25 protein-coding genes and 1 pseudogene are annotated in these 26,389 nt (G+C 64.1%); 17 read left to right on the forward strand and 9 right to left on the reverse strand.

Annotation, left to right across the window (positions count from 1 at the left end; translation table 11 throughout):
• The first annotated feature begins 14 nt into the window (after positions 1–14).
• The 6 genes and pseudogenes from TTER_RS12305 to TTER_RS12325 all read left to right on the forward strand — a co-directional run bounded on the left by TTER_RS12305 (position 15) and on the right by TTER_RS12325 (position 3,894).
• Complete coding sequence (locus tag TTER_RS12305) at positions 15–944, forward strand: aldo/keto reductase (RefSeq protein WP_012876367.1); 930 nt, start codon at positions 15–17, stop codon at positions 942–944.
• Positions 945–974: 30 nt separating this feature from the next.
• Positions 975–1,460, forward strand: a complete 486-nt coding sequence (locus tag TTER_RS12310) for a VOC family protein (protein WP_049823071.1) — start codon at positions 975–977, stop codon at positions 1,458–1,460.
• Positions 1,461–1,560: 100 nt separating this feature from the next.
• Entirely contained in the window at positions 1,561–2,466 is a 906-nt protein-coding gene (locus TTER_RS12315) for a S1C family serine protease (RefSeq protein ID WP_012876369.1), read from the forward strand.
• 81 nt (positions 2,467–2,547) lie between these two features.
• Positions 2,548–2,922 (forward strand): annotated as a pseudogene (locus TTER_RS16420) (S1C family serine protease); the annotation flags it as partial.
• A gap of 18 nt (positions 2,923–2,940) precedes the next feature.
• Positions 2,941–3,318, forward strand: coding sequence for a S1C family serine protease (locus tag TTER_RS16125; RefSeq protein ID WP_241215247.1), 378 nt, complete (start codon positions 2,941–2,943; stop codon positions 3,316–3,318).
• A 9-nt stretch (positions 3,319–3,327) separates the two neighbouring features.
• Positions 3,328–3,894, forward strand: a complete 567-nt coding sequence (locus TTER_RS12325; RefSeq protein ID WP_012876371.1) for a response regulator transcription factor — start codon at positions 3,328–3,330, stop codon at positions 3,892–3,894.
• A gap of 159 nt (positions 3,895–4,053) precedes the next feature.
• Here TTER_RS12325 and TTER_RS12330 read toward each other — a convergent pair whose 3' ends face one another.
• The 7 genes from TTER_RS12330 to TTER_RS12355 form a co-directional block, all read right to left on the reverse strand.
• Positions 4,054–6,087 (reverse strand): glycoside hydrolase family 2 TIM barrel-domain containing protein, encoded by a 2,034-nt coding sequence (locus TTER_RS12330; RefSeq protein ID WP_012876372.1) that lies wholly within the window; start codon positions 6,085–6,087, stop codon positions 4,054–4,056.
• Between the two features lie 122 nt (positions 6,088–6,209).
• Positions 6,210–7,802: a glycoside hydrolase family 36 protein gene (locus TTER_RS15045; protein ID WP_012876373.1), complete on the reverse strand. Its 1,593-nt coding sequence runs from the start codon at positions 7,800–7,802 to the stop codon at positions 6,210–6,212.
• Between the two features lie 99 nt (positions 7,803–7,901).
• On the reverse strand, positions 7,902–8,078 hold the full coding sequence (locus tag TTER_RS15875; RefSeq protein WP_012876374.1) for a hypothetical protein: 177 nt from the start codon (positions 8,076–8,078) through the stop codon (positions 7,902–7,904).
• A complete protein-coding gene (locus tag TTER_RS15880) occupies positions 8,072–8,233 on the reverse strand; it encodes a hypothetical protein (RefSeq protein ID WP_169302699.1) in 162 nt (53 codons plus the stop codon). The genes TTER_RS15875 and TTER_RS15880 overlap by 7 nt, the downstream gene beginning before the upstream one ends.
• 14 nt (positions 8,234–8,247) lie before the next feature.
• Positions 8,248–9,597: an extracellular solute-binding protein gene (locus TTER_RS12345; protein WP_012876376.1), complete on the reverse strand. Its 1,350-nt coding sequence runs from the start codon at positions 9,595–9,597 to the stop codon at positions 8,248–8,250.
• Positions 9,598–9,615: 18 nt separating this feature from the next.
• Complete coding sequence (locus TTER_RS12350) at positions 9,616–10,515, reverse strand: carbohydrate ABC transporter permease (protein ID WP_012876377.1); 900 nt, start codon at positions 10,513–10,515, stop codon at positions 9,616–9,618.
• Between the two features lie 4 nt (positions 10,516–10,519).
• A complete protein-coding gene (locus TTER_RS12355; protein ID WP_012876378.1) occupies positions 10,520–11,464 on the reverse strand; it encodes a carbohydrate ABC transporter permease in 945 nt (314 codons plus the stop codon).
• 181 nt (positions 11,465–11,645) lie between these two features.
• Here TTER_RS12355 and TTER_RS12360 point away from each other — a divergent pair, with 181 nt between their 5' ends.
• Genes TTER_RS12360 through TTER_RS12395 form a run of 8 tightly spaced genes read left to right on the forward strand, consistent with a single transcriptional unit; the run spans position 11,646 to position 21,248 of the window.
• The gene (locus TTER_RS12360) at positions 11,646–13,049 is read left to right on the forward strand and encodes an FAD-binding oxidoreductase (protein ID WP_012876379.1); all 1,404 of its coding nucleotides are present in this window, start codon (positions 11,646–11,648) and stop codon (positions 13,047–13,049) included.
• Positions 13,042–14,124: a (Fe-S)-binding protein gene (locus tag TTER_RS15050; protein ID WP_012876380.1), complete on the forward strand. Its 1,083-nt coding sequence runs from the start codon at positions 13,042–13,044 to the stop codon at positions 14,122–14,124. The genes TTER_RS12360 and TTER_RS15050 overlap by 8 nt, the downstream gene beginning before the upstream one ends.
• Before the next feature lie 4 nt (positions 14,125–14,128).
• The gene (locus TTER_RS12370; RefSeq protein WP_012876381.1) at positions 14,129–14,968 is read left to right on the forward strand and encodes a class I fructose-bisphosphate aldolase; all 840 of its coding nucleotides are present in this window, start codon (positions 14,129–14,131) and stop codon (positions 14,966–14,968) included.
• A gap of 9 nt (positions 14,969–14,977) precedes the next feature.
• Positions 14,978–15,769, forward strand: a complete 792-nt coding sequence (locus TTER_RS15055; protein WP_012876382.1) for a glucose-6-phosphate isomerase family protein — start codon at positions 14,978–14,980, stop codon at positions 15,767–15,769.
• Entirely contained in the window at positions 15,766–16,737 is a 972-nt protein-coding gene (locus TTER_RS15060) for a 1-phosphofructokinase family hexose kinase (RefSeq protein ID WP_012876383.1), read from the forward strand. Before TTER_RS15055 ends, TTER_RS15060 begins: the two co-directional genes overlap by 4 nt.
• Complete coding sequence (locus TTER_RS12385) at positions 16,734–17,675, forward strand: ROK family protein (RefSeq protein ID WP_012876384.1); 942 nt, start codon at positions 16,734–16,736, stop codon at positions 17,673–17,675. The genes TTER_RS15060 and TTER_RS12385 overlap by 4 nt, the downstream gene beginning before the upstream one ends.
• Positions 17,668–18,462, forward strand: a complete 795-nt coding sequence (locus TTER_RS12390; protein ID WP_012876385.1) for a DeoR/GlpR family DNA-binding transcription regulator — start codon at positions 17,668–17,670, stop codon at positions 18,460–18,462. Before TTER_RS12385 ends, TTER_RS12390 begins: the two co-directional genes overlap by 8 nt.
• Positions 18,459–21,248 carry a glycoside hydrolase family 2 protein gene (locus tag TTER_RS12395; RefSeq protein WP_012876386.1) on the forward strand — a complete coding sequence of 930 codons (2,790 nt, stop codon included), beginning with the start codon at positions 18,459–18,461 and terminating at the stop codon, positions 21,246–21,248. The genes TTER_RS12390 and TTER_RS12395 overlap by 4 nt, the downstream gene beginning before the upstream one ends.
• A 265-nt stretch (positions 21,249–21,513) precedes the next feature.
• On the opposite strand, the gene TTER_RS15655 is transcribed toward TTER_RS12395, so the two are convergent.
• Entirely contained in the window at positions 21,514–21,801 is a 288-nt protein-coding gene (locus TTER_RS15655) for a TetR/AcrR family transcriptional regulator C-terminal domain-containing protein (protein WP_148212014.1), read from the reverse strand.
• A 55-nt stretch (positions 21,802–21,856) separates the two neighbouring features.
• Between TTER_RS15655 and TTER_RS12400 the strand changes: the two genes are divergently transcribed.
• The 3 genes from TTER_RS12400 to TTER_RS12410 all read left to right on the forward strand — a co-directional run bounded on the left by TTER_RS12400 (position 21,857) and on the right by TTER_RS12410 (position 25,690).
• Positions 21,857–22,123: a hypothetical protein gene (locus TTER_RS12400; RefSeq protein ID WP_012876387.1), complete on the forward strand. Its 267-nt coding sequence runs from the start codon at positions 21,857–21,859 to the stop codon at positions 22,121–22,123.
• A gap of 329 nt (positions 22,124–22,452) precedes the next feature.
• Positions 22,453–22,866 carry a heavy metal-responsive transcriptional regulator gene (locus TTER_RS12405; protein WP_012876388.1) on the forward strand — a complete coding sequence of 138 codons (414 nt, stop codon included), beginning with the start codon at positions 22,453–22,455 and terminating at the stop codon, positions 22,864–22,866.
• A 193-nt stretch (positions 22,867–23,059) separates the two neighbouring features.
• The gene (locus tag TTER_RS12410; protein WP_012876389.1) at positions 23,060–25,690 is read left to right on the forward strand and encodes a heavy metal translocating P-type ATPase; all 2,631 of its coding nucleotides are present in this window, start codon (positions 23,060–23,062) and stop codon (positions 25,688–25,690) included.
• Between the two features lie 533 nt (positions 25,691–26,223).
• On the opposite strand, the gene TTER_RS16225 is transcribed toward TTER_RS12410, so the two are convergent.
• Positions 26,224–26,349: a hypothetical protein gene (locus tag TTER_RS16225; RefSeq protein ID WP_012876390.1), complete on the reverse strand. Its 126-nt coding sequence runs from the start codon at positions 26,347–26,349 to the stop codon at positions 26,224–26,226.
• Positions 26,350–26,389: the final 40 nt, after the last annotated feature.

Genomic DNA, 26,389 nt, shown 5'->3' on the forward strand with positions numbered 1-26,389 from the left:
ACCAAGGAGGGCTTATGGAGACTCGCAGGATAGGAAGCTTGGGGGTATCTGTGGTAGGCCTGGGATGCAACAACTTCGGCCGCAGGCTGGACTACGAGGGCACCAAGAGGGTGATTGACGCCGCGCTGGACGCGGGGATCAACTTCCTGGACACCGCTGACGTGTACGGTGGTGGACAGAGCGAGGAGTTCATAGGGCGTGCGTTGGAGGGCAGGCGGCAGCAGGTGGTGATCGCCACCAAGTTTGGCAACCCTATGGAGGGCCAGGGCCAGGGAGCCAGCGCAGCATATGTGCGGGTGGCGGTGGAGGCCAGCCTGCGCAGGTTGCGCACCGACTACATCGACCTCTATCAATTGCACAGGCCGGACCCGAGCGTGCCGATCGAGGAGACGCTGGCTGCGCTAGACCAGCTGGTGCGCGAGGGCAAGGTGCGGGAGATAGGCTGCTCCAACTTCTCTGCCCAGCAGCTGAGGGAGGCCGAGGATGCCGCGAGAAGCGCCAACACAGCGCGCTTTGTGAGCGTGCAGAACCACTACAACCTGCTCCACAGGGAGGCAGAACGCGAGGTGCTGGGGGAGTGCGAGCGCCTGGGCTTGGCGTTCCTGCCTTACTTCCCGCTCGCGAGCGGCCTGCTGACTGGTAAGTACCGCAAAGGACAGCCCCCTCCCGAGGGCACCAGGCTGGCATCCAGGCCAGAGTCGCTGCGCGACGAGGTCTTGGAGAGGGTCGAGGCGCTGATCGCCTTTGCCGAGGCAAGGGGACGCACCGTGCTGGATCTGGCCGTTTCCTGGCTGCTCTCCCGCCCGGCCGTGGCCTCGGTCATAGCCGGCGCGACCAGTCCCGAGCAGGTCAAGCACAACGTGGCAGCTGCGAGCTGGCAACTATCCCAGGAGGAACTAGAGGAGCTGGACCGTATAGTGCCTCCTGGGGAGAACTTGGCGTAGCGTTGCCCCGCTCACCCCTCTCGTGAGACAATGTCGATCATAGCATCGTTGGGAGGTGAGAAGTTGTCGGACGTGAGCGCGCTAGGGCCCATCGTGCAGGTGGGCATGGTGGTGAAGGACATAGAGAAGGCGGCGCGCCGCTGGGCGGCGCTGCTGGGCAGCCCAATGCCCGAGGTGATCGTGACAGCCCCATGGGAACAGGCGCACACCGAGTATCGCGGGGCACCGACTCCGGCCCGCGCCAAGCTGGCCTTCTTCCATCTAGGGCAGGTAGACCTCGAGCTGATAGAGCCCATCGACGGCCCCAGCACCTGGCAGGATCACTTGCAGACGCATGGGGAGAGCATCCATCACGTGGCGTTCCGCGTGCAGGATATGGAGGAGGTGATCGCCGCGCTGGAGGCTAAGGGGCTGTCGCTTCTGCAGCGAGGGGATTACACCGGCGGACGCTACGCCTATCTGGAAGACTCCGGGGCGATCATCGAGCTGCTGGAGGACCTTCCTACCAGCCCATAACCTGGAAGAACGGGTAGGTGCTCCCCTAGCCGAACGAGGGATACCCCTGCCATCTCCCGCGGGCTATCCTTGAGGCAAGGACTCAAGGAGGTGATCTATCATGGCAGAGAAGCAAGGCGCTTTGGCGGAGCTATCCGACCAGCTGGCGGACGTGGTGGAGGCCGCCGGCACGTGGGTGGTGCGGGTGGACGCGCGTCGTGGGCACCCGGCCTCGGGGATAGTGTGGTCGGCGGACGGCAGGATAGTCGCCGCTGACCACACCCTGGAGCGAGAGGAGGACATCCGCGTGACGTTGCCCAACGGGGAGTCCCATCGAGCCCGGCTGTTAGCGCGCGACCCCGGCGCGGACCTGGCGCTGTTGGCGGTAGAGGCTGAGGGGCTCGCATCCCCTGTGCTCGCAGATCCGTCCGAGGTACGCGTAGGGCAGATAGCCCTGGCCCTGGGCAGGCCCTCGGGACTCATGGCCTCGCTGGGCGTGGTAAGCGCCCTGGGTGGGCGCTGGCGCACCGCCACCGGGGGCGTGCTGGATGCCTATGTGCGCAGCGACGCGATGCTTTACCCCGGTTTCTCAGGTGGGCCGCTGGTGGACGTGCGGGGCCGATTGGTGGCGATCAACAGCTGGCATCTGAGCGGCGGAGCGGGATTCGGCCTGCCGGCGGCTACGGCGCAGAGGCTGGTGGAGGCGCTGGCCAGCGGGGGCGTCAAGAGGGGCTACCTGGGTATAGCCACCCAGCCAGTGGCGATCGACGAATCGCTCAGGGCCCGCCTGGGGCTCAGCCAGGGGAGAGCGCTGCTGCTGGTGGGGGTGGAGCCCGGGTCTCCGGCGGATAGGGCTGGGCTGTTGCTAGGAGACGTGCTGCTGGCGTTCGATAACGCGGAGCTCTCCGGTCCCGAGGACCTGCAGGCTCTCCTCACCCACGACAGGGTGGGGCGGCCAGTGCCCATCAGGGTCTTAAGAGGTGGCCAGCTGACGGAGCTCCAGGTGGTGCCTGGGGAAAGGAGCTAGGCGATGCTTGGTAGGTGGTCCGTGTTTGCGGCCTCGGATGAGGCCGCTGAGCTATCGCAGAGACTACTCGATCGTGTGGTGATGATACGTTCCCGCCACGGGGTGGGCTCAGGCATCATCTGGGCGCCCAGCGGCCTGGTGGTGACTAACAGCCACGTCGTGCCCCAGCAGGAGGCCGAGGTCCGGACGCGGTCCGGCGAGGAGGTGCGGGGTACTCTCCTGGCGAGGGACACCAGGCGGGACCTGGCCGCGCTCTCCATACCCTTGCGGGACTTGCCCAGCGTGGAGGTGGGCGACTCCGGCTCGGTGCGCGTGGGCCAGCTCGTGCTGGCGGCTGGGTCCCCCTTTGGCGTGAGGGACGTGATCACCGCCGGGGTGGTGACGGCTGTGGGGCCCGTGAGCGCGCTGCGCAGCCCCCTGTCGTTCATCCAGTCGGACGTGTCGCTCGTGCCGGGCAATTCCGGGGGGCCGCTGGTGGACGTTGGCGGCAAGGTCATCGGGCTCAACTCGATGGTGATCACGCCCGGCCTGTCGCTCGCCGTCCCCTCGGCAGAGGTGACCGCCTTCCTTCAGGAAGCGTTCCGTCCCAGGGCTTTCCTCGGCGTGCGGGTGGTCGATGCTCCCGTGGGCGGCGTCATGGTCGTAGGTGTGGAGCCTGGGAGTGCGGCCGAGCGTGCCGGTATCCAGCGCTTCGACCTGCTGCTGGCCGTCAACGACCGCGATGTCCGGAGCGTAGGGGATCTCGAGCGGGCGCTCAGGACCTCATCCTCCTCTCCCCTGCGGGTGAGATTGCTCAGGGACGGGAGAGCGATCCTCTTGGAGCTCGAGCCGGACCTCCGGACCGCGGCCTGAGGGCTGCCGATGATCAGGGTCGGTCTGGTGTCCCCCTACCCAGCGCTGAGGGCTGGCCTGAGGGCGATGCTATCGGGCCAGCCGGAGGTGGAGGTCGTGGCCGAGGGTGAAGACCCAGGGGCTGTGGCCTCCGCGGGGGTGGACGTGCTCCTGCTAGATGCCCCCGAGGGAGGTCATCCTCCTGGCGTGGAGCAAGGCTTGATTATCCTTGGTGATAGGCTGGAGGCCGATCTACTGGGGAGCGGCCATCCGGTGGGCTTCCTCCCGCGCGATGCCTCCGTGGAGGAGGTGATCGCCGCAGTCAGGGCAGTCGCCAGTGGGCTCTCCGTGGTCGCGCCCACCCTGGCAGCTCGTATAGTCCGGCGCGAGCCCGAGGAGGTCCCCTTGACGCAGCGGGAGGTCGAGGTGCTGGCCCTCATGGCTGACGGACTACCGAACAAGGCCATAGCCGCGAGGCTGGGCATCAGCGAGCACACGGTGAAGTTCCACGTGGGTTCCATCCTCGCAAAGCTCGGAGCCTCCAGCCGAGCGGAGGCCGTGGCGATCGCCGCCCGCAAGGGCCTCCTATTCCTGTAATCTTAGGTCGCTACGTGTGGTAAGCTGTACGGAGGCTACGGGCTACCAACACCCATCGCTTCCCTTATGCCGCGATCTCCTCTGATAGAGGCAGAGAAGCTTACCATGGAAATCAGACACGAAACGAAGTAAGGCTCACCGTAGATGCCTTTCGAAAGTTTATGGCAGCGGATTGGCAGCTCCCTTGAACTCGTTGTAGACCAACCTGTGGGCTTCCGTATCGAACGTGACCAAACCCATGGTCGAGATGCCGTTCAGGTTGCGATTATAGGTCATAAGCTCCTTGTAGTCCTTAAGCAACCAGAACGTATATCCAGCTATGAAGCCTAGCCTGCTTGGATCCATCACCTGCTGCCAATGTGCTAGGAACTTGGCAGCATGCCATTCCTCTGTGCCTGGTTGTTCCGCGGATCCGTGATCACCGTAGATGGACCAGGTACCGTTCTCTGTAATGAGAATGGGCTTGTCGGGATACGAGGCATGTACGGCGTCAAGGACTGGCCCAAGATCGGAATCCTGACCATAGAAGTACCCGAAGTACTCATTGAATCCTATGACGTCCGCAAGATCGAACGCTGGATCCCAGCTGCTGGAAGAGGCCCAAGTCACGGGTCTGTGCTGCAAGTCGATGCTCTGCACCGCCTCCTTCATGTCCCTGATCCACTCTCTGTAGACCTGAGTGTCCGCCCAGATCTGTGATTCGTTCTGCAGACACCACATGATCACTGATGGATGGTTTGCCTGGTTCCAGGCCATCATCAGTGCTAAGGCCCGAGATAATCCATAACTCTGGGTCTGCAGGTCCTCCTGTGCTGTGTCGAGCCACATGTTGTCTATATCATCGAGCACAAGCAGACCATGTGTATCGGCGAACTCGTACACATAAGGGTGGCGGTTGTAGACACAGTTTCTTATAAAGTTAGCATGCGTATCCAAGACTAATCCTAGCTCTCTGTCGTACTCCTCGAGCGTTAGCGATCGCCCACGCTCTGCCGTCTCTTCATGCCAGTTAACCCCTTTCAGGAATATTGGTCTACCGTTGAGCAGCAACCTGCCATTGCGCACCTCCACGCTTCGCACGCCATAACGCACGGACAGACTATCCTCAGGAGGACGTCGATTCTCCACCCCTCTATCCCCTCTCCCAGGATAGAGCGTGGCCACCAATCGATAGAGTATAGGGTGGGCCGTATCCCACGGCGTAGCGCTTGGTAGCTCGAATGTGAACTGGACGGCCGTCACCTGATTAGGCGACAGCTGTATAACTCTCGACTGGGGCGCTGCTCCAGTCCCCTCGCCGGGGTCTACAGATAACGTTCTAGTGAGGTGCTTATGGCTGTTGTTCTGTACTATGACCCTGAGATCTAGCGTGCTTGCGCTCGTGGCAGTGAGTAGTTTCACTATGTTGATCTGCGACGTAGCTTCTATGTAGACATCTCTGATTAGCCCCGCATACGGCCAGTAGTCAACAGGTTTGTAGGGTAACTCTCGATCGTCAGTAATGGGTGTTGGATTAGGCACTGAGGGATCGTAGGAGCTCCACCACGGCCTCCTATATACCCTAACGGCGATAGTGTTTTCCCCCTTGAGGATGTGGGTAGTAATGTCTAGGGCAAATGGTGTGTGTCCTCCCTCGTGCACACCCACCAACTGGCCGTTGATGTATACCCAAGTCCTATAGTTAGCGCCCAAAAAGAACAGCCGGACGATCTTGTTACTCCAATTAGCTGGAACATGGACTTGCTTCCTATACCAGGCATAGCCATCGTAGAAGGCTGTGCCAGTGCCGTATCTGCTACCATCATATGACCCGAAGTTGGGAGTATCATACAGATCCCAGGGTAGCGGTACCTGCACTCTATGCCAACCCGAGTCATCGTGGCCTGGAGTATGCCAACCCTTCGACAGCCCATCATCTGCTGGATCGAACCGAAACTTCCATAGGCCGTTGAGGTCGATGTACTCTCGACACGGCTCCCTCTCCCTCCAAGTGTCAAACGACGGTACTGGCTGACCATACTGAAACACGACCGGTGTGCCGTCTATATCTCGAACTTCCGTACGCATAGGTTCGCGCTGCTGTACAGCCCTCATCGCACGAGCTTGGGCTAAAGACAGCGCCATTAAGGTACCGGCAGCGCCAGCACTGGCCTTTAGGAAATCCCGCCTTGACAGTTTGTGTGATGTATCCATGCTGTACCTCCCGATCACGGTCTCAATCCTAGGATGGAGAGGGTATGCACTACGTAGTGTATATTCTATATGCAATAAGACTATTTAGACAAAACTACCGTGGAAGCGCTCGTGTAAAAACTTCACGATACCAGCTTACCTATTAGGAGCACGCTAGCATGTCTAGCCACAGAGATCTCCAGCAGCCCCTTACCGTGCATCTGGAAGGATTCTCCGGTGTCCAGATTCATTAGGATGTAGTCCTCCTCAGGAGAGATGCTCCTAGGAGCGACCCTAACGCTACTTATGGCCGATGGGTCTCGGAAGGCCAGGATGGTGAACTCTCCCGAGCGTGGGTGGCAGAGCTGCCACACGTCCCAGCCTTCATGCCAGGGAGAGCTCAGGAGGGACCTGTGCCCGGAGAGCAGCGGCCTTATCACGGCTTTGTACTCGGCTATCCCTCGGGCGAGCAGCTCCAGCTGTTGCTGGCTCCAGCTGCCGAGGCGGGCGGAGATCCCCAAGGCACCGCCCATCCTGCTGCGGAACTCGTAGGCATCTGCGCCCTCGAGCACCCAAGCGTTGAGCCACTGCAGCGGCAAGTAGTAACCCGCCCCCTGCACATGCCGCCGACAAGACGCAGCCCGGTGAGTGTAGTCGGACAGCCATTGGATGTGTGAGTGAGTGAGCATGCCCAGGTCTGCCCTGTGGCCGCCACTGGCGCAGTTCTCGATGATGAGCCCGGGGCAGGATTCCCGCACCGTGGCCAGCACTCGGTACAGCCCCATCGTGTGAGCGTAGTGCCCATCGCCCGCCTGATGGCCGTGGTCCTCCCTGTTGCATCCGGCGGCGTACCCCATGTTGTAGTCCCACTTGAGCCACTGCACACCGTACTCGTGCACCACCCTGACCACCTCGCTCGCCATCCAATCCTGGACATCAGGGTTGCCCAGGCAGAGGTGCCCCGCGATCTCATCCCCCCATCTACGGGTGATGGGCACCCCGTCTCTTGCCGCCAGCCACTCGGGATGCTCCGTGGCTACCTCCCCCTGCATGTCCACCCGCTCGGGCTCCACCCACAGCCCAAAGCGCATTCCCAGCTGCCTGATGCGCTCGCCGAAGCCCCACAAGCCCGAGGGAAAGCGGCTGCGGTCCTCCCGCCACTGCCCCCACCATGAGACGTAGGAATCGGGCCTCCTGCCAGCGAACCAGCCATCGTCTATGACGAAGACCTCGCATCCCACCCGCGCAGCTATCTCCGCCTCGGCCAGCAGCCTAGCCTCGTCTATATCCCCTTCGTAGGCGTACCAGTGGTTGTACTGTACCCAGGGCCAGTTCTCTGGGATGGGAGGCGCGAGATACCTTAGCTCCCATACGCGCAGGGCGTTAGCTGCCTCGTCCAGGTCCCCCGAGAACCCCAGCAAGAGGGCCCTCGGCAGCTGCAGAGCGCCTCCGGGGGCCAGCAGGTGTTCGAAGTTAGATAGTCCCAGCGCCATCCTCGCACCCGCTGGGGTGTACCTAGCTTCCATCCGCCAGTGGCCGGACCAGAGCAGCGCCCCCATGACCCCACCGCCGCCTCCTTGTAGGCAGAACCAGGGGACGAACTCTCCAGTGGACCTGCCGTCCCCTGCGGAGGCGTAGACCCTCGGCCTGGATAGGCTATAGCTCAGCCTGTCCAGGGTCTGCAGGGCGTATCCCTTGGGCGGTAGCGCGTCGTCGTAGGCCCCTCCTCTGAGCACGCTCAGCGTAGCGTCGCCGGTCGGCCTACAGGTCAGCTGCAGGGAGGAGGGATTGCCGATCGCTACCGGCAGGTCGGAGATGTTCTGGATCTCTGTGTCCTAGCTGATGACACCCGAATCGGGATAGGCCTTCAAAGTCAGCAGGACGCGAACGGGGGTATCTCCAAGCTGGCCGGTGATGTGCAGCGCCTGCTCGCCGGATGGCTCCGCCGACGCCCACCCACGCAGCTCGCACAGCTCGTCCAGTGCGCGCGAGCCCACGGACACGTTCAGCACCGGACTGGGGACGGGCTCCAATCCCCGCCCCCACACGCCACCCTCGCCAGCCTGAGACGCCCCAGGTCATCCCTGACCAGCTCTAAGGAGAGCGCCGTGCTACCGATGACGTATCTGCCCAGCTCGTCGTCGGCCTCGGCATGGACTCCGGCCACCACCGAGCGCTCCCTCAGGAGACCTTCCCGGTCTTCAGGAGGTTCTCCAGCTTGGGTCTCACCTCCTTCATGGCATCTGCTGCCTGCTTGTCGCCCCTGAGCACCGCATCCCACGCTGGGTTGAATATGTCCCGGAACTCCACGACGTAGCCTCCGAAGTACTTGCCCATTTTGTCTCCCGGCGTCCTCAGGATGCTCTGATCCAGCTGATCAAGGAACACCTGTTTGTGCTCTGGTGGTACCTTGGGGTTGAGGAACACCTGGCTGTTGGCAAGCTTCTTCAAGGGTGGGACGCTCTGCCCCAGCTCGGCAACTATCCTCTGTCCTTCCTCCGAGCAGCAGAAGGAGATCCACTTCCAGGCAGCTTCCTTGTTCCTTGCCGCGGCGGTCATCGACAGGGGAGAGTACCATCCCGTGGACACCCTGACCTTGCCCTTGGGGAAGGGGGCCACGTCCCACTCGAAGAGGAAGGAGATCTGCCCCTGTTGTTGGAACTGAGGGCTTGGGGAGATGTAGTGCTTGGTGCCCAGATCGGCCACGAACTGTAGGCCCTCCGCGGCCGCGGGTTCATCCAGGGGTACCTTGCCGTCTTTGGTAATTACCTCGCCTCCGTTGCCCCAGACCCACAGCCAGGGAACCCAGGATGCCTGGGGGTCGAAGGCGTACTGCTTGATGCGCCGAGGGTCGAAGCCGGCCTCGCCTGGGTGCTTGCCGTTGCGGTCGAGCGTGAGCTTCCGGCCGTACTCCAACAGCTGGTCCCAGGTTATGGGCTCCTCCGGGCTGAGGGGTGGTATGCCCGCCTGCTTGAACAGATCCTTGTTGTAGAACATCGCCATGGAGCCTCCGTCGTAGGGCAGGCCATAAGTCTTGCCCTCGTACTCTGAGGTGTACCAGGCTATGGGCAGGTAGTCGCTCTTGTCGAACCTGGCGTCGTTGGCTATGAAGCTGTCCAGGGGCTCCAGGGCTCCTGCCCTGATCGAGGAAGTTATCGTACAGTCGCACTCGAACAGGCAGTCGGGCGGGGTGCCGCTGGCGAGCTTGAGCTGGAACTTCTGATAGAAGTCTCCTGGCACCTCCTCTATCTGGACCTGGATGTTGGGCTCCCTCTTCTGGAACTCGTCACGCAGCCTGTGGAAGACCTTGAAGATGGCCTCGTCTCCCCTCGCAAAGAAGTTCACTGTGCCGCTGGCCGAGCCACCGCTCGGCGGGCTGGAGGCTATGGGGGTGGCGCTGCCGCCCGTGCTGGGGGTGTTGGCCGAACCACCCGAGCTGCCACAGGAGCTCAGGGCTCCCCCCAGCGCGATGGTCGCGCCCAGCGTCCCCATCTGCTTCAGAAAACTGCGTCTGCTGTAAGTACCTGCCATGACTTTCCTCCTGTAGTTTTATGCCTTGATGCCTGTCAGGACTATGCCTTCGATGAAGGTGCGTTGCGCTAGGAAGAACAGCAAGATGATGGGAGCTATCATGATCACCGATACGGCCATCACCAGATGGGTCATGTCGCGGCCCCACTGCAGACCCTGCAGCGCCGCCAGGCCCAGTGCCAGCGTCCTCTTGTCAGCTGAGGAGAGGTACACCAGGGGGCCGAAGAAGTCGTTCCAGTGCGATAGGAAGGAGAAGATCGTCACCACCGCCAGGGCGGGCTTGGAGAGGGGCAGTATGATGCGGGTGAAGATCACCCAGGAGCTGGCGCCGTCTATCCTCGCGGACTCGTCCAGGTCCAGCGGGATGGTTCTGAAGAACTGCCTCAACAGGAAGATGAAGAAGGCGCCGCCTCCGAACCAGTAGGGCACGATCAGCGGCAGGAAGGTGTCCAGCCAGCGCAGCGCCTTGAACAGGATGAAGGTGGGGATCAGGGTCACGGTGTAGGGCACCATGATGGTAGCCAGGACGACCGCGAACACGAAGTCCCTGCACGGCCAACGCAGGCGCGCGAAGGCGTAGGCGCCCATCGCCGAGGTGGTCACCTGGCCGATCATCGCCAGAAAGGTGATCGTCAAGGTGTTGCGCAGGTACCTGAGGAAAGGCAGCGCCGAGAGCACCTCAGTGTAGTTGCTCCACCTGGGAGGATTGGGGATCCATTCCGGGGGCAGCACGAAGATCTCGTTGGGCCCCTTGAGCGAGCTGCTCACCAGCCAGGCGAAGGGCAGCAGCATCAATAGGCCGCCGAGCGTCAACAGCGCGTAGGCTATGGCGCTACCGATCAACCTCCGAGCCCTCTTGCCCAGGAGCACGCCCTTGCGTGCCTGTGTGTAGCCTTCCGCAGTTCTTACCGTGGTCATGGCATCACCCCGCTCTCTCAGCTTCGTAATACACCCAACGGTGCTGGAACTTGAACATCAGATAGGTCAGCACGACTATGATCAGGAACAGCACCCAGGAAAGGGCCGCGGCGTAGCCCACCTTGAAGTACTGGAAGGCGTTGCGGTACAGGTACACCATGTAGAACAGTGCCGAGTCGCTCGGGCCAGCGCTGCCCGAGCCCGTGGGCGTGTATATAAGGTAGACGATCGTGAAGACCTGGAAGGAGTTTATGATCCCTAGAATCAGGTTGAAGAAGATGATCGGAGACATCATGGGGATGGTGATGTGTCGGAACTTGTGCCAGAAGTTGGCCCCATCTATCTCCGCCGCCTCGTACAGGTGGGTGGGTACCCCCTGCAGACCCGCGAGAAACACCAGCATGGTGCTCCCCAAGCCCATCCATAGGCCTATCATCACGAGTGAAGGGATCGTCCACCGCGGCTCTATCAGCCACCCTGGGGTGGGCAGGCCCAGGTTACCCAACATGATGTTGAGCAGTCCGAAGTCCCTGTTGAGGATCCACCTCCACAGCGCGGCTCCTGCTGCAGCCGGTACCAGGCTGGGCAGGTACCATATCGTGCGGTAGAAAGCGATGCCCCTCACCTTCTGGTTCATCAAGAGCGCCACCAGGAAGCTCAGGATCAGGCTAGCTGGGATGCTAACCACGCTGTAGTAGAGCGTCGCTTTCAGGGACGTCCGGAACAGCTGGTCCTGGAGGAGCATCTGCTCGTAGTTGGCGAGCCCCACGAAGCGCGGTGGGCTAATGATGTTGTACTCCGTGAAGCTCAGGTAGAACGAGTAGATGATGGGATAGGCCGTGAAGATCAGCAGCCCCAGGATCGCTGGCCCCGCGAAGAGCAGCCCATCCAGGCTCTCCCTGCCCCTCAGACCTCTGAATCCGCCACTCTTAGCTATACCTCCTGCCATATCTAACCCCTGCTTGCACTACGTCTTGGCTAGACTCTAACACAGCCTGATCGCTATGTCAATACTTTGTGCTTCTTTTAGCCAAATATAATCAGAAATATGATTATATATCTCTTAAATGATTGACAACGTGGAGCCCGTGTAGTAACCTGATGGCTAGATCTGGTCATTGGAGGTAGGGTTGGAAGAGCTGAGGAGAGAGGGTTTAGAGGTATCGGAATCTCTGGTGGACAGGCTGGCCTACTCGCACGATGCCTGGCCGCTGGAGCTGAAGGCCGCAGTGCTCGGTCGGCCTCACTGGCTGCCCAGGGCCGTGGCCTGGCCCGAGACCACCGAGCAGGTGGCCGTGCTCCTGCGCTGGGCCCAGCGTCACCGGGTACCGGTGGTGCCGTATGGTGGGGGCTCGGGCATCGTGGGAGGTGCGCTGGCGGATGGGTCGGCCCTGGTGGTGGACCTCAAGCGCATGGGGCGGGTGTTGGAGGTGGACGAGAGCTCGCTATGGGTGCGCGCGCAGGTCGGGATCAGCGGGCAGTACCTGGAGGACCGCCTCAACGCCAGGGGGCTGACGCTGGGGCACTTCCCCCAGTCGATGCGGGCCTCCACGCTTGGCGGGTGGCTGGCGCACAGGGCTGCCGGGGTGGCCTCCACCCGCTACGGCAAGATAGAGGACATGGTGCTGGCGCTGGAGGTGGTGCTGCCGGATGGCGAGGTGGTGCGCACCTCTCGGGTGCCCCGCGCGGCCACGGGTCCGGACCTGGACCAGCTGTTCGTGGGCTCTGAGGGGTGCTACGGCATCATCACCGAGGCCACTCTCCAGCTGCACGCCTTGCCCGAGGTCCGTCGCTGGCGGTGCTACGCCGTGGGCGAGTTCGAGCGGGGGCTCGAGGCGGTGCGACGCGTGCTGCAGCGCGACCTGCGACCAGCCATCGTGAGGCTGTACGACGCAGTGGAGGCCACCCCCTACCTTGAGCCCTGGGGGCGAGCCGGGGAGTGCCTGCTGCTGTGGGGCTGCGAGGGGTACGCTGACATGGTGGCGCTGGAGGTGGAGCACATAGAGGCGACCTGCCGGGGGCAAGGGTGGAGCGACCTGGGGGATGGCCCCGCGGAGCTGTGGTGGAGTCGACGGTTCAACACCCTGGGACTGGTCCGCCCGCTGCTGGAGTCTCGGGGGGTGGCCGATGCGCTGGAGGTGTCGGCCGACTGGAGCTGCCTAGGCAGGGTCTACGAGGGCATGCGGGAGGCCATGCTGGCGGCGGTGGGGGAGCGCGGGAAGGTCTACGGCCACCTCTCCCACGCCTATCTGACGGGGGCCAACCTGTACATGATCTTCTCCGCGGAGGCCGAGGACGAGGAGGCGGTGGCCCACACCTACTGGCGGGTGCTGGAGGCGGCGTTCGAGGCTTGCCTGTCGCTGGGTGGCAGCCTCTCCCACCACCACGGGGTGGGGCTGGCCAAGGCGCGGTGGCTGGGGAGGGAGTGGGGAGCCTCAGGGCTGCGGGTGCTGTGGCGGCTACAGCAGGCGCTGGACCCTGGAGGGATCATGAACCCCGGCAAGGGGCTGCACCCGGAGGTGGGCGATGCTTGAGAGGTACAGGGAAGCTATCCGGCGCAACGCCATGGCGCACGAGCAGGAGCTTTTCGCCACTCCCGAGGTGTGGGCGCTGGGCAGTCACGCCCACACGGTGTCGCGGCGGGCGCTGCTGCTGTGGCTGGTGCTCACGGGCCACATGGACTGGTCGAGGGAGCTGGGGGATGTGCTGTACGCGGCGCTCACCGACGGCGCCCAGTGCGCCTTCTCCGTGTACCGCTACTCCGAGGAGGGCTGCCCGGAAGAGACCCCCTACCTGCGGGCGGCCAGGGCGGAGCTGGTGCGGCGGGGGCTGGCTCCCGAGTACGTGGAGCGGGCCAGGGAGGCCTACCTCTCAGAGGGTACGCCCTGGGGCAAGCTGGAGCGGTGGACGGCGCCCGGGGAGGTTGTGCTGCTGGTGGACGCCTCCACCCTGGCGCTCTCGCCCGAGGTCGCCGAGGCCTGCCGGCGGGTGGCCCAGCGGGTGCGCCCGGAGGTGGGGCTGCTCGCCGGAGTGACCACGGGCTACGAGCTGTACGACCTGGGGCTGTGGGACGAGGCCGAGCGCGCCGCCAGGGAGGTTGCCGGGGGCCTCCAGGCGCTGGGGGCGCGGCTGGTGGTTGCGGACTCGGCGGAGGCCGCCTACGCGCTACGGCGCATCTGCCCGGAGCTCGGGGTAGAGCTCGGGTGCGAGGTGGTGCACGTATCGCAGTGGCTGTGCGGGCTTGGGGACGGCCTGCCACCCTGGAGGTACGAGGGGGTGGTCACCCTGCACGACTCCTCCCGTCTGGGGAGGGGGCTGGGGGTGTACGATCCTCCCCGCGAGCTCATCAGGCGTACCGGTGCGCAGCTGCGAGAGCTGCGCTATCATCGAGAGCAAGCGCTGCCATCGGGGCCCACCTTCGGCTACCCCTATCCCGAGGCCGTCGAGGCGATAGCGCGGCGGCGGCTGGTGGAGGTCCTGGAGACCGGGGTGGAGGCGGTGATCACCACCTCCCCCTACGCCCGGCGCAACCTCCGCCTGGTGGCCCCGGGGGCCGAGCTGAGGGTGTTGGACCTTGTGGAGTGGCTACAACACTGTTGGGAGGGATGAGCGGATGGACGCGCGCACTGGCAAGAAGATCAGGCTGGGCAGGCTGTTTAGGCCCTCCAGCGGCCGAGCCATCGTGGTGGCCTACTCGCACGGGCTGCTGATGGGGCCCATGGAGGGGATGGTCACGCTGGAGGAGATGAGGTGGAGGGCGTCGGCGCTGCGGGCGGCCGAGGGGTTGATGGTCTCCCCGGGCATGCTGGGGCACCTGGAGGAGGTGTTCGTGGGGCCTGACGCGCCGGCGCTGGTGCTGCACCTGGACTGGCAGAACTTCAGCCGCAGGGTGCTGGCCTACCCGCAGGGCGTGTCGGTGGCGCTGGCGACGGTGGAGGAGGCGCTGGCCGCGGGGGCGTCGGCGGTGATGACGTACATGTTCGTGGGGCACGCCGACCCTCACGACGAGCGGGAGGAGATAGAGCGCAACGCTCGCATCGCGCGGGAGTGCGAGCGGCTGGGGCTGCCGCTGATCATCGAGCCCAGGAGCGCTCGGGAGAAGACGCACCCGGAGGACAGGACGGACGTGGGAGTGCTGGGGATGTACGTGCGCGTGGCGGCGGAGGTGGGGGCGGACGTGGTCAAGTGCATCTACCCTGGGGAAGGCGACGCCATGGCCAGGGTGGTGGAGGGTTGCCCCGTGCCGGTGTTGGTGGCTGGAGGGCCTCGCAAGGAGACGCTGCGGGAGGCGCTGGAGGTGGCCGAGGTGTGCGTGAGGGTCGGCTGCGGGGGCATCATGTTCGGCCGCAACATCTACCAGGCGGAGGATCCCAGGGCGGCGCTGGAGGCCTTCCAGCGCGTGGTGCATGAGGGGCTGAGCGCCCAGGAAGCACTAGCTAAGATGCAGAAGTGAGGTGACAAGATGTCGTTGATAGATCTTTCGCAGGTGGCAGGCTTTGAGGTGGCTCTGGACCCGCACGGGCTGGAGCTGCGCTTTGGGGAGGGGATAACGAGCGATCCCCCCGAGGTGCGGCGCAGGGCGGACATCCGGCAGATGCTGCTGGACCCCCAGGCAGAGGGCCCGGACCACCTCTACACCATATATATGCACATCCGCCTGGGGCGGGCGGCGGCGCTCGAGGAGCGTGGCCTTGGCCTGGGGGCGGTGGTCTACGCCGCCGGCACCGTGGGGCGAGAGCGGGTGCGCAGCCAGGGGCACGTGCACTCCTGTCCGCCCGGCACGGAGCTGGCCTACTCGGAGGTGTACGAGTTCTGGCACGGCAGCGGGCTGATGTACCTGCAGGACGTGGCCTCCCCGGAGGTGTCGCGGGTGCTGCTGGTGCCGGTGGGGCCCGGGGACAAGGTGCCCATCCCTCCGGGCTGGGTGCACGTGGTGGTCAACACGGGGGAGGAGCCCCTCGTGCTCGGGGCGGTGTACGCGTTGGAGACCAGGCTGCTGTACGAGCCGCTGCGGGAGCTTGGAGGTACCGCGTACTACGTGCTGGCGGATGGTGGGTTGGAGAGGAACCCACGCTACCGACGGGTGCCCGAGCCCAGGAGGGTGTCGGTGCCTCGGGGCCGGCAAGCCTGCCTGGAGCCCGATCTGCCGATGGTCCGAGCTCTCATGGAGGATCCCTCCTGCTACGACTACGTCTCCAGGCCCCAGGAGCACAGGGCTCTGTGGGACTGGCTGCTGGGGGAATGGGGAGGATGATCCTGACGGTATCTCCCAACACCTCCACCGACAGGGTGTACGTCGTCTCGGGGTTCCGTCCCGGGGCGACGATGCGCAGCCACCTGAGCTTCGACCAGGCTGGGGGGTCGGGCGCCCACGTCAGCGGCGTGGTGGGGCAGTTGGGCGGGGAGAGCAGGGCGCTCGTGGTGCTGGGCGGAGGCAACGGCCTGCGGTGGCGGGCTGCGGCCGCCCGCCAGGGCATAGACTACCGGGCGGTGGAGATCGACGTCGAGAACAGGTCCTCCGTGGTGGTGGTGGACAGGCAGCTGGGGTTGGTGGCCGAGATCGTGGATGGGGGGCCGCGGCTGGGGGGAAGGGAGCACGAGGCCCTGCTGGAGCTGCTTAGGCGGGAGCTGCCGGCGGCCTCCCTGCTGGTGCTCTCCGGCAGCCTGCCCGCCGGCATGCCCCAGGACCTGTACTTCTCGGCGATCGAGGTGGCCAGGGGGCACGGAGTGAGGGTCATCATCGACGCGCACTCGGAGCCTATGGAGGCCGCGCTGGGGGCTCGTCCATGGATGGTGAAGGTCAACCTGGAGGAGTTCGGGGGGCTCATGGGGGGATACCCCAGGGACATGGCTGAGAGGGTGGGGGCAGCGCAGGAGTTTGCCGCCCGACATGGGATCGAGGTGTTGCTGCTCTCCATGGCGCAGGAGGGGGCCGTGTTGGCCTATGGGGGGCATGCCTGGCACCTGCCAGTGCCCCCGGTTCCCAGCCACCTGCCGGGCTCGGAGGGCATCAATCCAGTGGGGTGCGGCGACGCCATGGTGGGGGCATTCGCCTGGGCCTACGAACGGACGGGCGATGTACTGGAGGCCGCCCGCTGGGGAGTGGCGGCGGCGCACGTCAACTTGGCCAAGTACGAGGTGCCCTCGTGCCCGCTGCCCGAGGTGGAGGCGGTGCTGAGTTTCGTGGAGACCAGGATGGTGGCGCAGGAGGAGAAGGTATGAGCCAGGTGTACCTAGCGTACGATGTGGGGGGCACGCGCATCAAGAGCGGGCTGGTGAGCGCGGACGGCAGGGTGCTCCGGAGGCTGGTGGTGCCCACGGAGGGGCATCTGGGTGTCCGGCACGTGCTGGGCAAGCTGGTGGAGCTGGGTAGGCAGCTAGCTGGGGGGCAAGACCTGGGAGGGATAGGCGTGGGCTTCACAGGGGTGATAGATCCCTCCACCGGCACCGTCCTGCAGCTCAACGGCAAGATCCCGGACGTGGAGGGAGTCAGCGTCGGGGGGTATCTACAGGAAGCTTTTGGAGTGCCCACCAAGGTGGACAACGATGCCCGGGTGTACGCGCTGGGGGAGTGGGTGTACGGGGCTGGTCGGGGTTACTCTGATGTGGTGTGCGTCACGATCGGTACCGGGGTGGGCACCGGGGTGATAGCTGGCGGCAGGCTGCTGAGGAGCTCTGGGCTGCTCGCTGGGATCCTCGGGGGACACTTCACGGTGGACGTCAACGGGAGCCTGTGCTCCTGTGGGAACATAGGGTGCTGGGAGGTGTACGCCTCGGCCACAGCACTGGTCAACGCGATGGCGGATCACCTGGGGAGGGGCTGTGGCTCGGAGCTTGTGGGAGGCGAGCTGAGCGTGGAGAGGGTGTTGGGTGCTGTGGAACGTGGAGATGGGCTGGCTTGCTGGGTGTTCGAGCGTTGGCTGCGGTACCTGGCCAGCGGGGTGGTGACGCTGATCCACGCCTACGACCCTCAGGTGGTGGTGATAGGCGGTGGGGTGATGGCCAGGGGAGAGCTGGTGCTGCCCAGGGTGAGGGAGCATGTGCGCGCCCACGCCTGGACATACCCCAAGGGCAGGGTGGAGGTGAGGGGGGCAGAGCTGGGAGATGACGCAGCGCTGCTGGGAGCAGCAGCGCTGGTGATGGGAGGTTACGATGGCTGAGCCTAAGACGAAGCATTCCCAGCTGCGCAAGGAGCAGATCTTGCAGCGGCTGCTGGAGCGAGCCGAGGTCACTGTGGAGGAGCTGGTGGAGGAGCTCGGGGCGTCTCCGGCCACGATTCGCCGCGATCTGGCGGAGCTGGAGCGGGAGGGTTTGCTACGGCGCACGCACGGGGGCGCCTCTCTTGCCGAGCGGATGCTGTACGAGCCCTTCCTGCACGATTCCTCCTTCGAGGCCCAGGTCCGCAGAGAGAGCGAGGCCAAGAGGAGGATCGGCCTGGCGGCCGCCTCCCTGGTGGCCGACAACGAGACTATCTCGTTGACACCTGGCACCACCACCACGCAGGTGGCCAGGAGCATCCGCCATCGCAGGGGCATCACCGTGATCACGACCACGGTAAACGTGGCGATGGAGCTCAGCAATCGCGAGGACCTGACCGTGTTCGTGGCCGGCGGCTTCCTGCGCGGCAGTTGGTTCTCTCTGGTCGGCAGCTTCACCATCCGTGCAGTGAGCGAGTTCTTCGTGGACAAGGTGTTCATAGGCGTCAACGGTATCCATGCTGAGAAAGGGCTCACCTGCTGGAATGCCGAGGAGGCGGCCGTCAACAGGGCACTCATCGAGCACGCCAAGCAGAAGATAGTTGTGGCCGACCACACCAAGCTGGGTGCCCTGGCCACAGCCCTGATATGCCCCACCAATTGGGTGGACATACTCATCACGGACACAGGGGCTGCCGAGGAAGCTGTGCAGCCCTTCAGAGATCTTGGGATTGAGGTGATACTGGTATGATGATCTATCCTGGCTTGCTGCCCTCCCACGACAGGGAGCAGCTGGACCTCACGGGTGAGTGGAGCTTTGCGCTGGATCCCGATGGCAGGGGTGAAGCTGAGGAGTGGTACAGGAGGCTGCAGAGCGGGCGCATCCTGGTGCCCGGCTCCTGGGAGGAACAGGGCTACGGCGAGCGTCCTCCCGAGCAGATCATCGGCTGGAGCAAGAAGCGTAGCTACGAAGGAGCTGCCTGGTATGTGCGCCAGGTGGAGATCCCAAACGTCTGGCGCGGCAAGAAGATCTGGTTGCAGCTGGAGGGGGTCAACTGGACGACAGGCGTATGGCTCAATGGCACCTATGCGGGCTCTGGAGATTCGCTGAGCACGCCCCATAGGTTCGACCTGACGGACCTCGCTCATCCGGGTGAACCTAACCTGCTGGCCATCAAAGTGAACAATAAGGTAGAGGGGATCTTGAACTACGAGGCCCACATCCACTCGAGGCACACTGCCACAAACTGGGGTGGCATCGTGGGCGCTGTACGATTGGTGGCCACCCCGCGGACTTGGATAGAGGGGTTGAAGATCTTCCCAGACGCCCACCGGCGCACGGTGCGCTGCGAAGTCTTGGTGGCCTCCACCACTGGGGCGAGGGGTACGGTGGAGGCCAGGGCTGAAGTCGAGGGGCGCAGGATCGCTGGAGCGAAGATGCCCCTGGAGATAGCCCAACCGGGAGTGAAGGGCCTTACCCTGACCCTCGAGTTAGGGCCGGATGCTAGGCTGTGGTCGGACCGCGACCCTTTCCTCTACGAACTGCACCTGGAGCTTGCCACGGAGGAAGGTGTGGACGTCGTGGACACGAGGTTCGGGCTGCGCACGTTTGAGGTGCGCGGCAGGAAGCTGTACCTCAACGACGAGCCCCTCTACCTGCGTGGGTACGTGGACTGCTGCATATTTCCCCTCACCGGCTATCCTCCACACGACAAGAGCGTGTACCTGCAGCAGTTTCGGAGGGCCAAGGACTACGGTTTCAATCACGTTAGGCTGCACTCCTGGACGCCCCCAGATGCCTTCTATGAGGCCGCAGACGAGGTGGGGATGCTGGTGCAGAACGAGCTCCCCAACTGGGGGAACTGCAACGACCCTCGGTACCTGGCTGGTGCCGGCAATTTCCTGAGATCGGAGCTGGAGAGGGTGGTGTTGCACCTGCAGCGGCATCCTTCATTAGTGATCCATTGCATGGGCAACGAGCTGCTGCAATCTGCACCTCACGGAGCCTCTCATCGGTACAGCCCGTTCCTCAACCAGCTGGTACGCAGGGGCAGGGAGCTGGACCCTTCCAGGCTGTACCTGGACCAAAGCGGGTTTGGGCACCTGCCCGAGGAGCCGGACAGGGAGACCGACCTCAACTCCTACAGGTCTTTCCGGGGCACGACCCCGGATAGCACGACCACCTGGTCCACCAGGGTTGCCGGTGGGCGGCTGCCGGTGATCGCCCACGAGCACACCCAGATGGACATGTACACAAGGCTGGACTCATCCCCCAAGTTCACCGGAGTGATCGAGCCCTCCTGGGAGGCCCAGGCGATGGATGCTCTCGCGGCCAAGCAGCTGCTCGATGAAGCGGATAGATACTACCGAGCATCGGCGCGACTGCAACTGGTGTGCATCAAGGAGCAGTTCGAGAGGATCAGGCGCACTCTGGAGCTCAGCGGCCTACAGATGCTCAACCTGACCGACTTCCCCGGGCAGGGCACTGCCCTCAACGGCGTGCTGGACGTTTTCTGGGAACCCAAGGGGCACGCATCAGCTGAGGTCTTCAGGCAGTTCAACGCCGAGACGGTGTTGCTGTGCGCGTGTCCGAGGCGTACTTTCCCCGAGGGTGGGTGGCTGGAGGCCAGGTTGCTCCTGTCCCACTATGGTCCAGACAGAGTGCGCGGTGATGTGCGTTGGGAGCTGGCGGCAGGCCAGGACGTCCTGGCCTGTGGCAAGTTGGCTGTGGGAGACGTGCCGCCTGGGGGGTTGTACGAGGTGGGAACCCTGGCCCTCAGGATGCCTACAGGGCCCAAGAAGCTAACGCTGCGGGCTCATCTGGAGGGCAGCCACGTGCACAACTCCTGGGACTTCTGGGTGTTCCCCACAGGTAGGACCCAAGAGGTGGGCGCAGGAGTGCGGCTGAGCCCAGGCCTCGCCTGGCTGGCGGACTACTACGACCAGATGGAGGTCATTGACCGCCGTGAGCACCACCGAGGGGTGATACTTACCGATCGTCTGAACGTGCGCTATGTGGAGGAGATGTACAACGGGGCCACTGTGGTGTACCTGGCGGAGAACGACGAGCTGCAGGACGCGATACCCACAGGTTTTGAATCCCTCTTCTGGACCTACCTGTGGTTTCCCAACCAACCGCGCACCACGATGGGCCTGGTTGTGGAGGACCACCCCCTCATGCGGCGTTTCCCCCACGATGGGCACTCCGATTGGCAGTGGTACCATCTCGTGGAGGGTGCCAAGGCGGTGGGGATGGAGGTCTTGCCCTCGGATCTCAGACCTATCGTGGCTGTGGTGGACAACTGGCACAGGGCGAGGAAGCTGGGGTACATGCTCGAGGGACGTGTGGGCAGGGGCAGGTTCCTGATGACGACGCTGCAGCTGCTGGGGGAGTATCCCTGCCATCCCGAGGCCGTGTACCTGCTGGACCAGCTGCTGGGCTACATCCAGGGAGAGGAGTTCTCTCCAGCCACCAGGCTTACCCTAGCTCACATCTGGTCACTGCCCAGATCCCCCATCCATGGTGGCCATCTGTAAGCTTGAGCTATAAAACGGATAACAGAAATATTTGACATAAATACGCCAAGGTCAACCGGAGATGGAGTATATTTGAAATAGTAGCTCATATGTGCTATTAGCTTCGTAGATGCCTTAGGCCGGTAAGGAGCATCTCAGAGTAAGTTGTAGTCGAAGGAACACCTGGCTGAACTCCATGGCAATGTAATACATACTACACCACTTAGGAGAGTGGCAACACACAAGGAGCGAGCGTTTATATTTTTACATAATAATGTATGATAGGTTATGCTTGTCTGCCCCAGGTAGGCTTGTAAGCTGTCAGGCGCAGGCGAATTGGTACTGGATAGGGTAGAGTGGAATGGGGAGATAAATCGTCCAGTGAGCGTGTCCAATAGGCCTTGAGGAATCGAATAACCCTCATAGGGCCACCTGCCACCACTGGGTCGAACAGCTGTGGGTGACGCGGGGCCTCCCCCAGGAGTAGTCGGGCCAGCCTGATCGTCGCCGGGCGTGATACGAACTCCCCGTAGGCATCCGCCAACTTGTGGAGCACGACATCTGGTGGAAGCAAAAATGTATATTTCGCAGAAGATACATTCTGCGAAGTAACAGGAGGTAACAGGCGAATGGTGGCTAGAGAGGTCCGTCCAGAGCCTTCGCGTTGTCAGGGTGCTCGAGGCCTACGCTTGTACGTCGCCATAAGCCCTAGCCATGGTTGGCAAGAGGCCTATGCCGGATGGAGGTCGGAGGGACTATGGATGCTCGACCTGCCTGTACACGCCCCGCCGCTGCTGCCAACCACCCATCGCCTTGTTCCAAAGCTCCCCGCCTTTCAACCCGTAGTGGTCCATAGAGCTGGCAGTGTCGTCTGGCTACAGCTAAGAGACCTCTAAATAGCCATCTTAGATCATAACATCCTTGGACTGGCTCGTTCTAGGAGCTGGAAAGCATACCAGCGGAGGTCTGTGCTACGGGGATGTGCGGGAGATGGTGCACGTAGCTGATAGCGACCAATAGACGCGAGCAGACGGATTGGCTAGCTGCTTGTGCTGCTCCTCAGCACGCATGGTGCCGTGAGCAAGGCATCCTCGAGCCCATCTCTGAACCTGGCCGCCACGGAGAGAGGTAGAGCGAGCTCGACAGTGCGCCTCGGTACTTGACCTTCCAGCTACCTGAAAGGTTTAAAATAGAGTTAGTGATGTCACGCGCTCAGGGTGATCCTTTGCCAGGGAAGAAGTTGCGAATCGGGGACCTCGCCGCCGAACTGGGGCTGAACCCGAAGACGATCCGCTACTACGAACAGATCGGGCTGCTGCCCGCCGCGCCCCGTACCGAGTCGGGGTACCGGGTGTATGGACCCGGCGATGTGGAACGGCTGCGTTTTGTCCTGAAGGCGAAGGCCGTCGGCCTCAGCCTCAAGGAGATCAAGGAGATCCTCCTGCTCCAGCAGTCCGGGCAGCAGCCATGTGAACACGTGCTTGCGCTGCTTGACCGCAAGATCACCGCGGTCGAGCAGCAGCTGTTGGCCCTGACCTCTATCCGCCAGGAGCTAGTTGCCCTGCGAGACCAGGCAGCCCAGACGATGGGCAACGAGACATGCATCTGCGGGCTCATTGAGCACTACGAGCGACACTAACAGCGCGCTGCGTGCCGTTGGTGCCGCTCCCTCGCAAGGGTGGATCCATGCGTCCTCAGCGATCCACAGCTGCCCTCATCGCCCGATGCCCTGCACTGTCCGCTTGACATTCCAGCTAACTGGAACATGTAGTATCTGCTAGGGCTAGGGCGATGTCCCACCTGCCAGCCGAAGTCGAAGGGAGGAACAGCTGATGGAGCAGAGAACGTTTCGGGTAGCGGGTCTGCGCTGCAAGACTTGCGAGTATCGGATTCAGAAGGCGCTGTCGCGCCTCGAGGGCGTAAGGCGCAGCCGCGCCGACCACCGGTGCGGCGAGGTGCTGGTGGTCTTCGATGCCACGCGCACCCCTGAGTCGGTGGTGCGAGCCTGCCTCGAGCGCGCCGGCTGCAAGATCCTCGAACGCTATTGGGCCGAGGTCCTGCCCGACGGCAGGGCACGATTCCGTGCCAAGATCAGAGGACTGCACTGCTCCCTGTGCACCGCCACGATCGAGAAGGCGCTCGGTCGTCAACCTGGGGTGTACAAGGTGGCCGTCAGCCTGACCCACGAGCAGGCGCTCATCGAGTACGACCCGGCACGCGTCCAGCCGGAGGAGCTCCTCCAGACGCTGCGGGAGATCGGCTACACGATCTGGGACCCGCGCAAGACGCGTCCCTACGAGGAGGAAGAGGCCGACCTGGCGCGCGAGGCTCAGCGCCTCTTCGCCGCGATCGGCTTCAGCCTCGCCACGCTGGCGCTCATCCTGCGCTTCGAGGGCCTCTGGATGCTGCTCGTGCCCGCGGTCACGGCCGCGACGCTCCTCACGGTGGCCTTCCTGCTGCTGCGCGGGCAGGGCCGCGGGCGGGCGGTCGGGGGGACCGCGGCGCTCGCGCTCGTCACGGGCACGCTAGCGGCGTCCAACCTGCTGCAGATCGGCCGGCCGCTGGTGCCCTGGGTCGTCGGGGGCTTCGCCCTGGCGGTCGTCCTCGGCGTGGCGCCGCACATCCTCGCGATGGCCTTCCAGTCCCTGCGCCGGGGCATTCTCAATCAGCACGTGCTGCTGGAGGTCGGCGCGTTCGCGGGCATCGCCGGTGGCCTGATCGGTCTCGTCTTCCGTCCGGCCGGCTACCCCACGGCAGCGTTCTTCGCGGTGAGCGTGCTGGTGGCGAACTACCATATCTTCTCGGAGTGGCTCTCGCTGCTCGTGAAGACCCGCAGCTCGCAGGCCGTGAAGCGCCTGCTGGACCTCCAGCCCGACACAGCCCGGGTCGTGCGGCCGACCCCGGCCGGCCAGGAGGAGGTCGTGGTGGCGATCGGCGACGTCGCCGTCGGCGACCTGGTGCGCGTGCGCCCCGGCGAGCGCGTGCCGGTGGACGGCGAGGTGGTCGAGGGCCGCTCGGCGGTGGACCAGGCGCTGGTCACCGGTGAGCCGCTGCCCGTCGAGAAGGCCGCGGGCGACACGGTCATTGGCGGCTCGATCAACGGGTCGGGCACGCTCCTGGTACGCGTCACTGCTGTTGGCGAGCAGAGCTTCCTCCAGCAGGTGGTGCGCAGCGTCGAGGACGCACGAGCGCTCAAGCCCGGCATCCTGCACCTCGTCGACCGCATCCTCGTCGTCTACACCCCCGGCGTGCTGATCCTCGCCGCCCTGGCGCTGATCGGCTGGATCGTCGGGCCCTGGCTGCTCGCCGGGCAGCCGGACGTCGAGCGAGCGGTCTTCGCCGCCCTCTCGGTGCTGGTGATGGGCTACCCCTGCGCCGTGGGCATCGCCGCGCCGCTGGCGATCGTGCGCGGTGCTGGCGAGGCGGCCGACCACGGCATCCTGATGCGGACCGGGGAGGCGTTCCAGGCCTTCCGGTCGGTGCGAACCGTGGTACTGGACAAGACCGGCACGCTCACGGTGGGCAAGCCGACGGTGCTGGAGATCGAGCCCGCGCCCGGCGCGGGGAGGGCCGAAGAGCTGCTCGCGGTCGCGGCAGCCGCCGAGTCGGCCTCGGAGCACCCCCTCGGCCAGGCGGTGCTGGACGCCGCGCTCGACCGGGGCCTGGACGTGCCGGCGGTGGACGACTTCGAGGCCGTCCCGGGCCGAGGGGTGGCCGCGCGCCTGGCCGGCCAGCTGGTGCTGGTTGGCCGGCCGAGCTTTCTGGAGGAGCAGGGCATCGATACGACCGCGCTGGCCGCCCGGATCGCCGAGCTGGAGTCCGCCGGCCGCACGGTCGTCGCGGTCGCCTGGGGCGGCCGCCTGCGCGGCATCATCGCGCTGGGCGACGAGCTGCGCCCCGACGCCGCGGCGGTCGTGGCCGCCCTGCGCCGGGCGGGCCTGCGGCCGGTCCTGGTGACCGGCGATAACCGGCGCGCGGCCGAGCGTGTGGCCCAGGCCGTGGGCATCGAGCCGCAGCATGTGTACGCCGGCGTGCTCCCCGGCGAGAAGGCGGAGCTGGTCCGGCGGCTGCAGGGCGAGGGACGCGGGCGTGTGGCGATGGTGGGCGACGGGATCAACGACGCGCCGGCGCTGATGCAGGCGGACGTGGGGATCGCCATGGGCACCGGCACCGACATCGCCCTCGAGTCGGCCGACATCATCATCGTCAGTGACCGGCTCGAGGCGATCGTCGATGCGCGTACGATCAGCATGCGTAGCTACCGTAAGACGCTACAGAATGTGGCGCTCGCCTTTCTCTTCAACGGCATTGGTCTCCCCCTAGCCGCTGCTGGCCTGATCTACCCGGTCTGGGCCATGGTAGCTATGGCGCTTTCGGTCACTGCGATTTTCCTGAACTCGCTTGGGGACCGGCCTACGCTCTTCATCAATGCCGTCCTCAGCGTCGGCCGCTCGGCAAACTAACCTTGCCCCGGCAGCTACGGCAGCCCCATCGGTCGCCCACGCTGCAGGGCAGAACTCTGGAACCCTTGCCTTCATGCATCTGGCCTTGAATCCCGAGTTCGGCGAACGTCAGCGCGTTCGCCGCTGTTTTGACTATGCCGCCGTAGGACTCCTTCATGTGAGGCATACCCGTCCGGGGCCCTCCAGTGGACGTAAGTCAGGAAGGAGAGTCCGGGGTCCACTACCCAGAAGATGGCTTCAGAACGCGCGGCAGGTCCTGCAAGCCTCCTACCCACAACCCCAAATAACCTACTCCTGCCCTCCGAAGACTCTGCCCCTACTTCCTATATCTACCAAACAAGTGGGCGAGGCCGCTGGAGCTCTAACATGCGGGCACAGATCCCTCATCCTCATGTCAGGTCATCGAGGTTCCTATAGCGGATCCCCAGCCCTTGTTCCCTTTCATCGCAGAGGCAAAGGACCTCGGCATGACGGCCGCTAGCCTAGCGCGCAGCCTGTAGTGCCCACTCATGCAATTATGTAAACTGTTGCTGTTAACGCAGGCCATTGGATCCATGTTCGGTGCCACCCACTTCATCAGGGATAGCGTCAGCCTGCTGGGTGCCTATGGATTCCTCCCGCAGCAGATCTATTGAGATCAGGATACTTTCAGTAGTCATCAGCCCCTCACACTCCCCCGACGCGAGGGTGACCTCCTGT

Origin of the sequence: Thermobaculum terrenum ATCC BAA-798, assembly GCF_000025005.1 — a bacterium.
GTDB lineage: Bacteria > Chloroflexota > Chloroflexia > Thermobaculales > Thermobaculaceae > Thermobaculum > Thermobaculum terrenum.

Bases quoted from the DNA above. Each gene is read 5' to 3' on its own strand.
- TTER_RS12350 (WP_012876377.1), bottom strand. From the start codon at position 10,515: ATGACCACGGTAAGAACTGCGGAAGGCTACACACAGGCACGCAAGGGC.
- TTER_RS12305 (WP_012876367.1), top strand. From the start codon at position 15: ATGGAGACTCGCAGGATAGGAAGCTTGGGGGTATCTGTGGTAGGCCTG.
- TTER_RS12385 (WP_012876384.1), top strand. From the start codon at position 16,734: ATGAGCCAGGTGTACCTAGCGTACGATGTGGGGGGCACGCGCATCAAG.
- TTER_RS16225 (WP_012876390.1), bottom strand. From the start codon at position 26,349: ATGACTACTGAAAGTATCCTGATCTCAATAGATCTGCTGCGGGAGGAA.
- TTER_RS12400 (WP_012876387.1), top strand. From the start codon at position 21,857: ATGGTGGCTAGAGAGGTCCGTCCAGAGCCTTCGCGTTGTCAGGGTGCT.
- TTER_RS15055 (WP_012876382.1), top strand. From the start codon at position 14,978: ATGTCGTTGATAGATCTTTCGCAGGTGGCAGGCTTTGAGGTGGCTCTG.
- TTER_RS15050 (WP_012876380.1), top strand. From the start codon at position 13,042: ATGCTTGAGAGGTACAGGGAAGCTATCCGGCGCAACGCCATGGCGCAC.
- TTER_RS12390 (WP_012876385.1), top strand. From the start codon at position 17,668: ATGGCTGAGCCTAAGACGAAGCATTCCCAGCTGCGCAAGGAGCAGATC.
- TTER_RS12410 (WP_012876389.1), top strand. From the start codon at position 23,060: ATGGAGCAGAGAACGTTTCGGGTAGCGGGTCTGCGCTGCAAGACTTGC.
- TTER_RS12355 (WP_012876378.1), bottom strand. From the start codon at position 11,464: ATGGCAGGAGGTATAGCTAAGAGTGGCGGATTCAGAGGTCTGAGGGGC.
- TTER_RS12395 (WP_012876386.1), top strand. From the start codon at position 18,459: ATGATGATCTATCCTGGCTTGCTGCCCTCCCACGACAGGGAGCAGCTG.
- TTER_RS12310 (WP_049823071.1), top strand. From the start codon at position 975: ATGTCGATCATAGCATCGTTGGGAGGTGAGAAGTTGTCGGACGTGAGC.
- TTER_RS12315 (WP_012876369.1), top strand. From the start codon at position 1,561: ATGGCAGAGAAGCAAGGCGCTTTGGCGGAGCTATCCGACCAGCTGGCG.
- TTER_RS12370 (WP_012876381.1), top strand. From the start codon at position 14,129: ATGGACGCGCGCACTGGCAAGAAGATCAGGCTGGGCAGGCTGTTTAGG.
- TTER_RS12330 (WP_012876372.1), bottom strand. From the start codon at position 6,087: ATGGATACATCACACAAACTGTCAAGGCGGGATTTCCTAAAGGCCAGT.
- TTER_RS15060 (WP_012876383.1), top strand. From the start codon at position 15,766: ATGATCCTGACGGTATCTCCCAACACCTCCACCGACAGGGTGTACGTC.
- TTER_RS12345 (WP_012876376.1), bottom strand. From the start codon at position 9,597: ATGGCAGGTACTTACAGCAGACGCAGTTTTCTGAAGCAGATGGGGACG.
- TTER_RS12325 (WP_012876371.1), top strand. From the start codon at position 3,328: ATGATCAGGGTCGGTCTGGTGTCCCCCTACCCAGCGCTGAGGGCTGGC.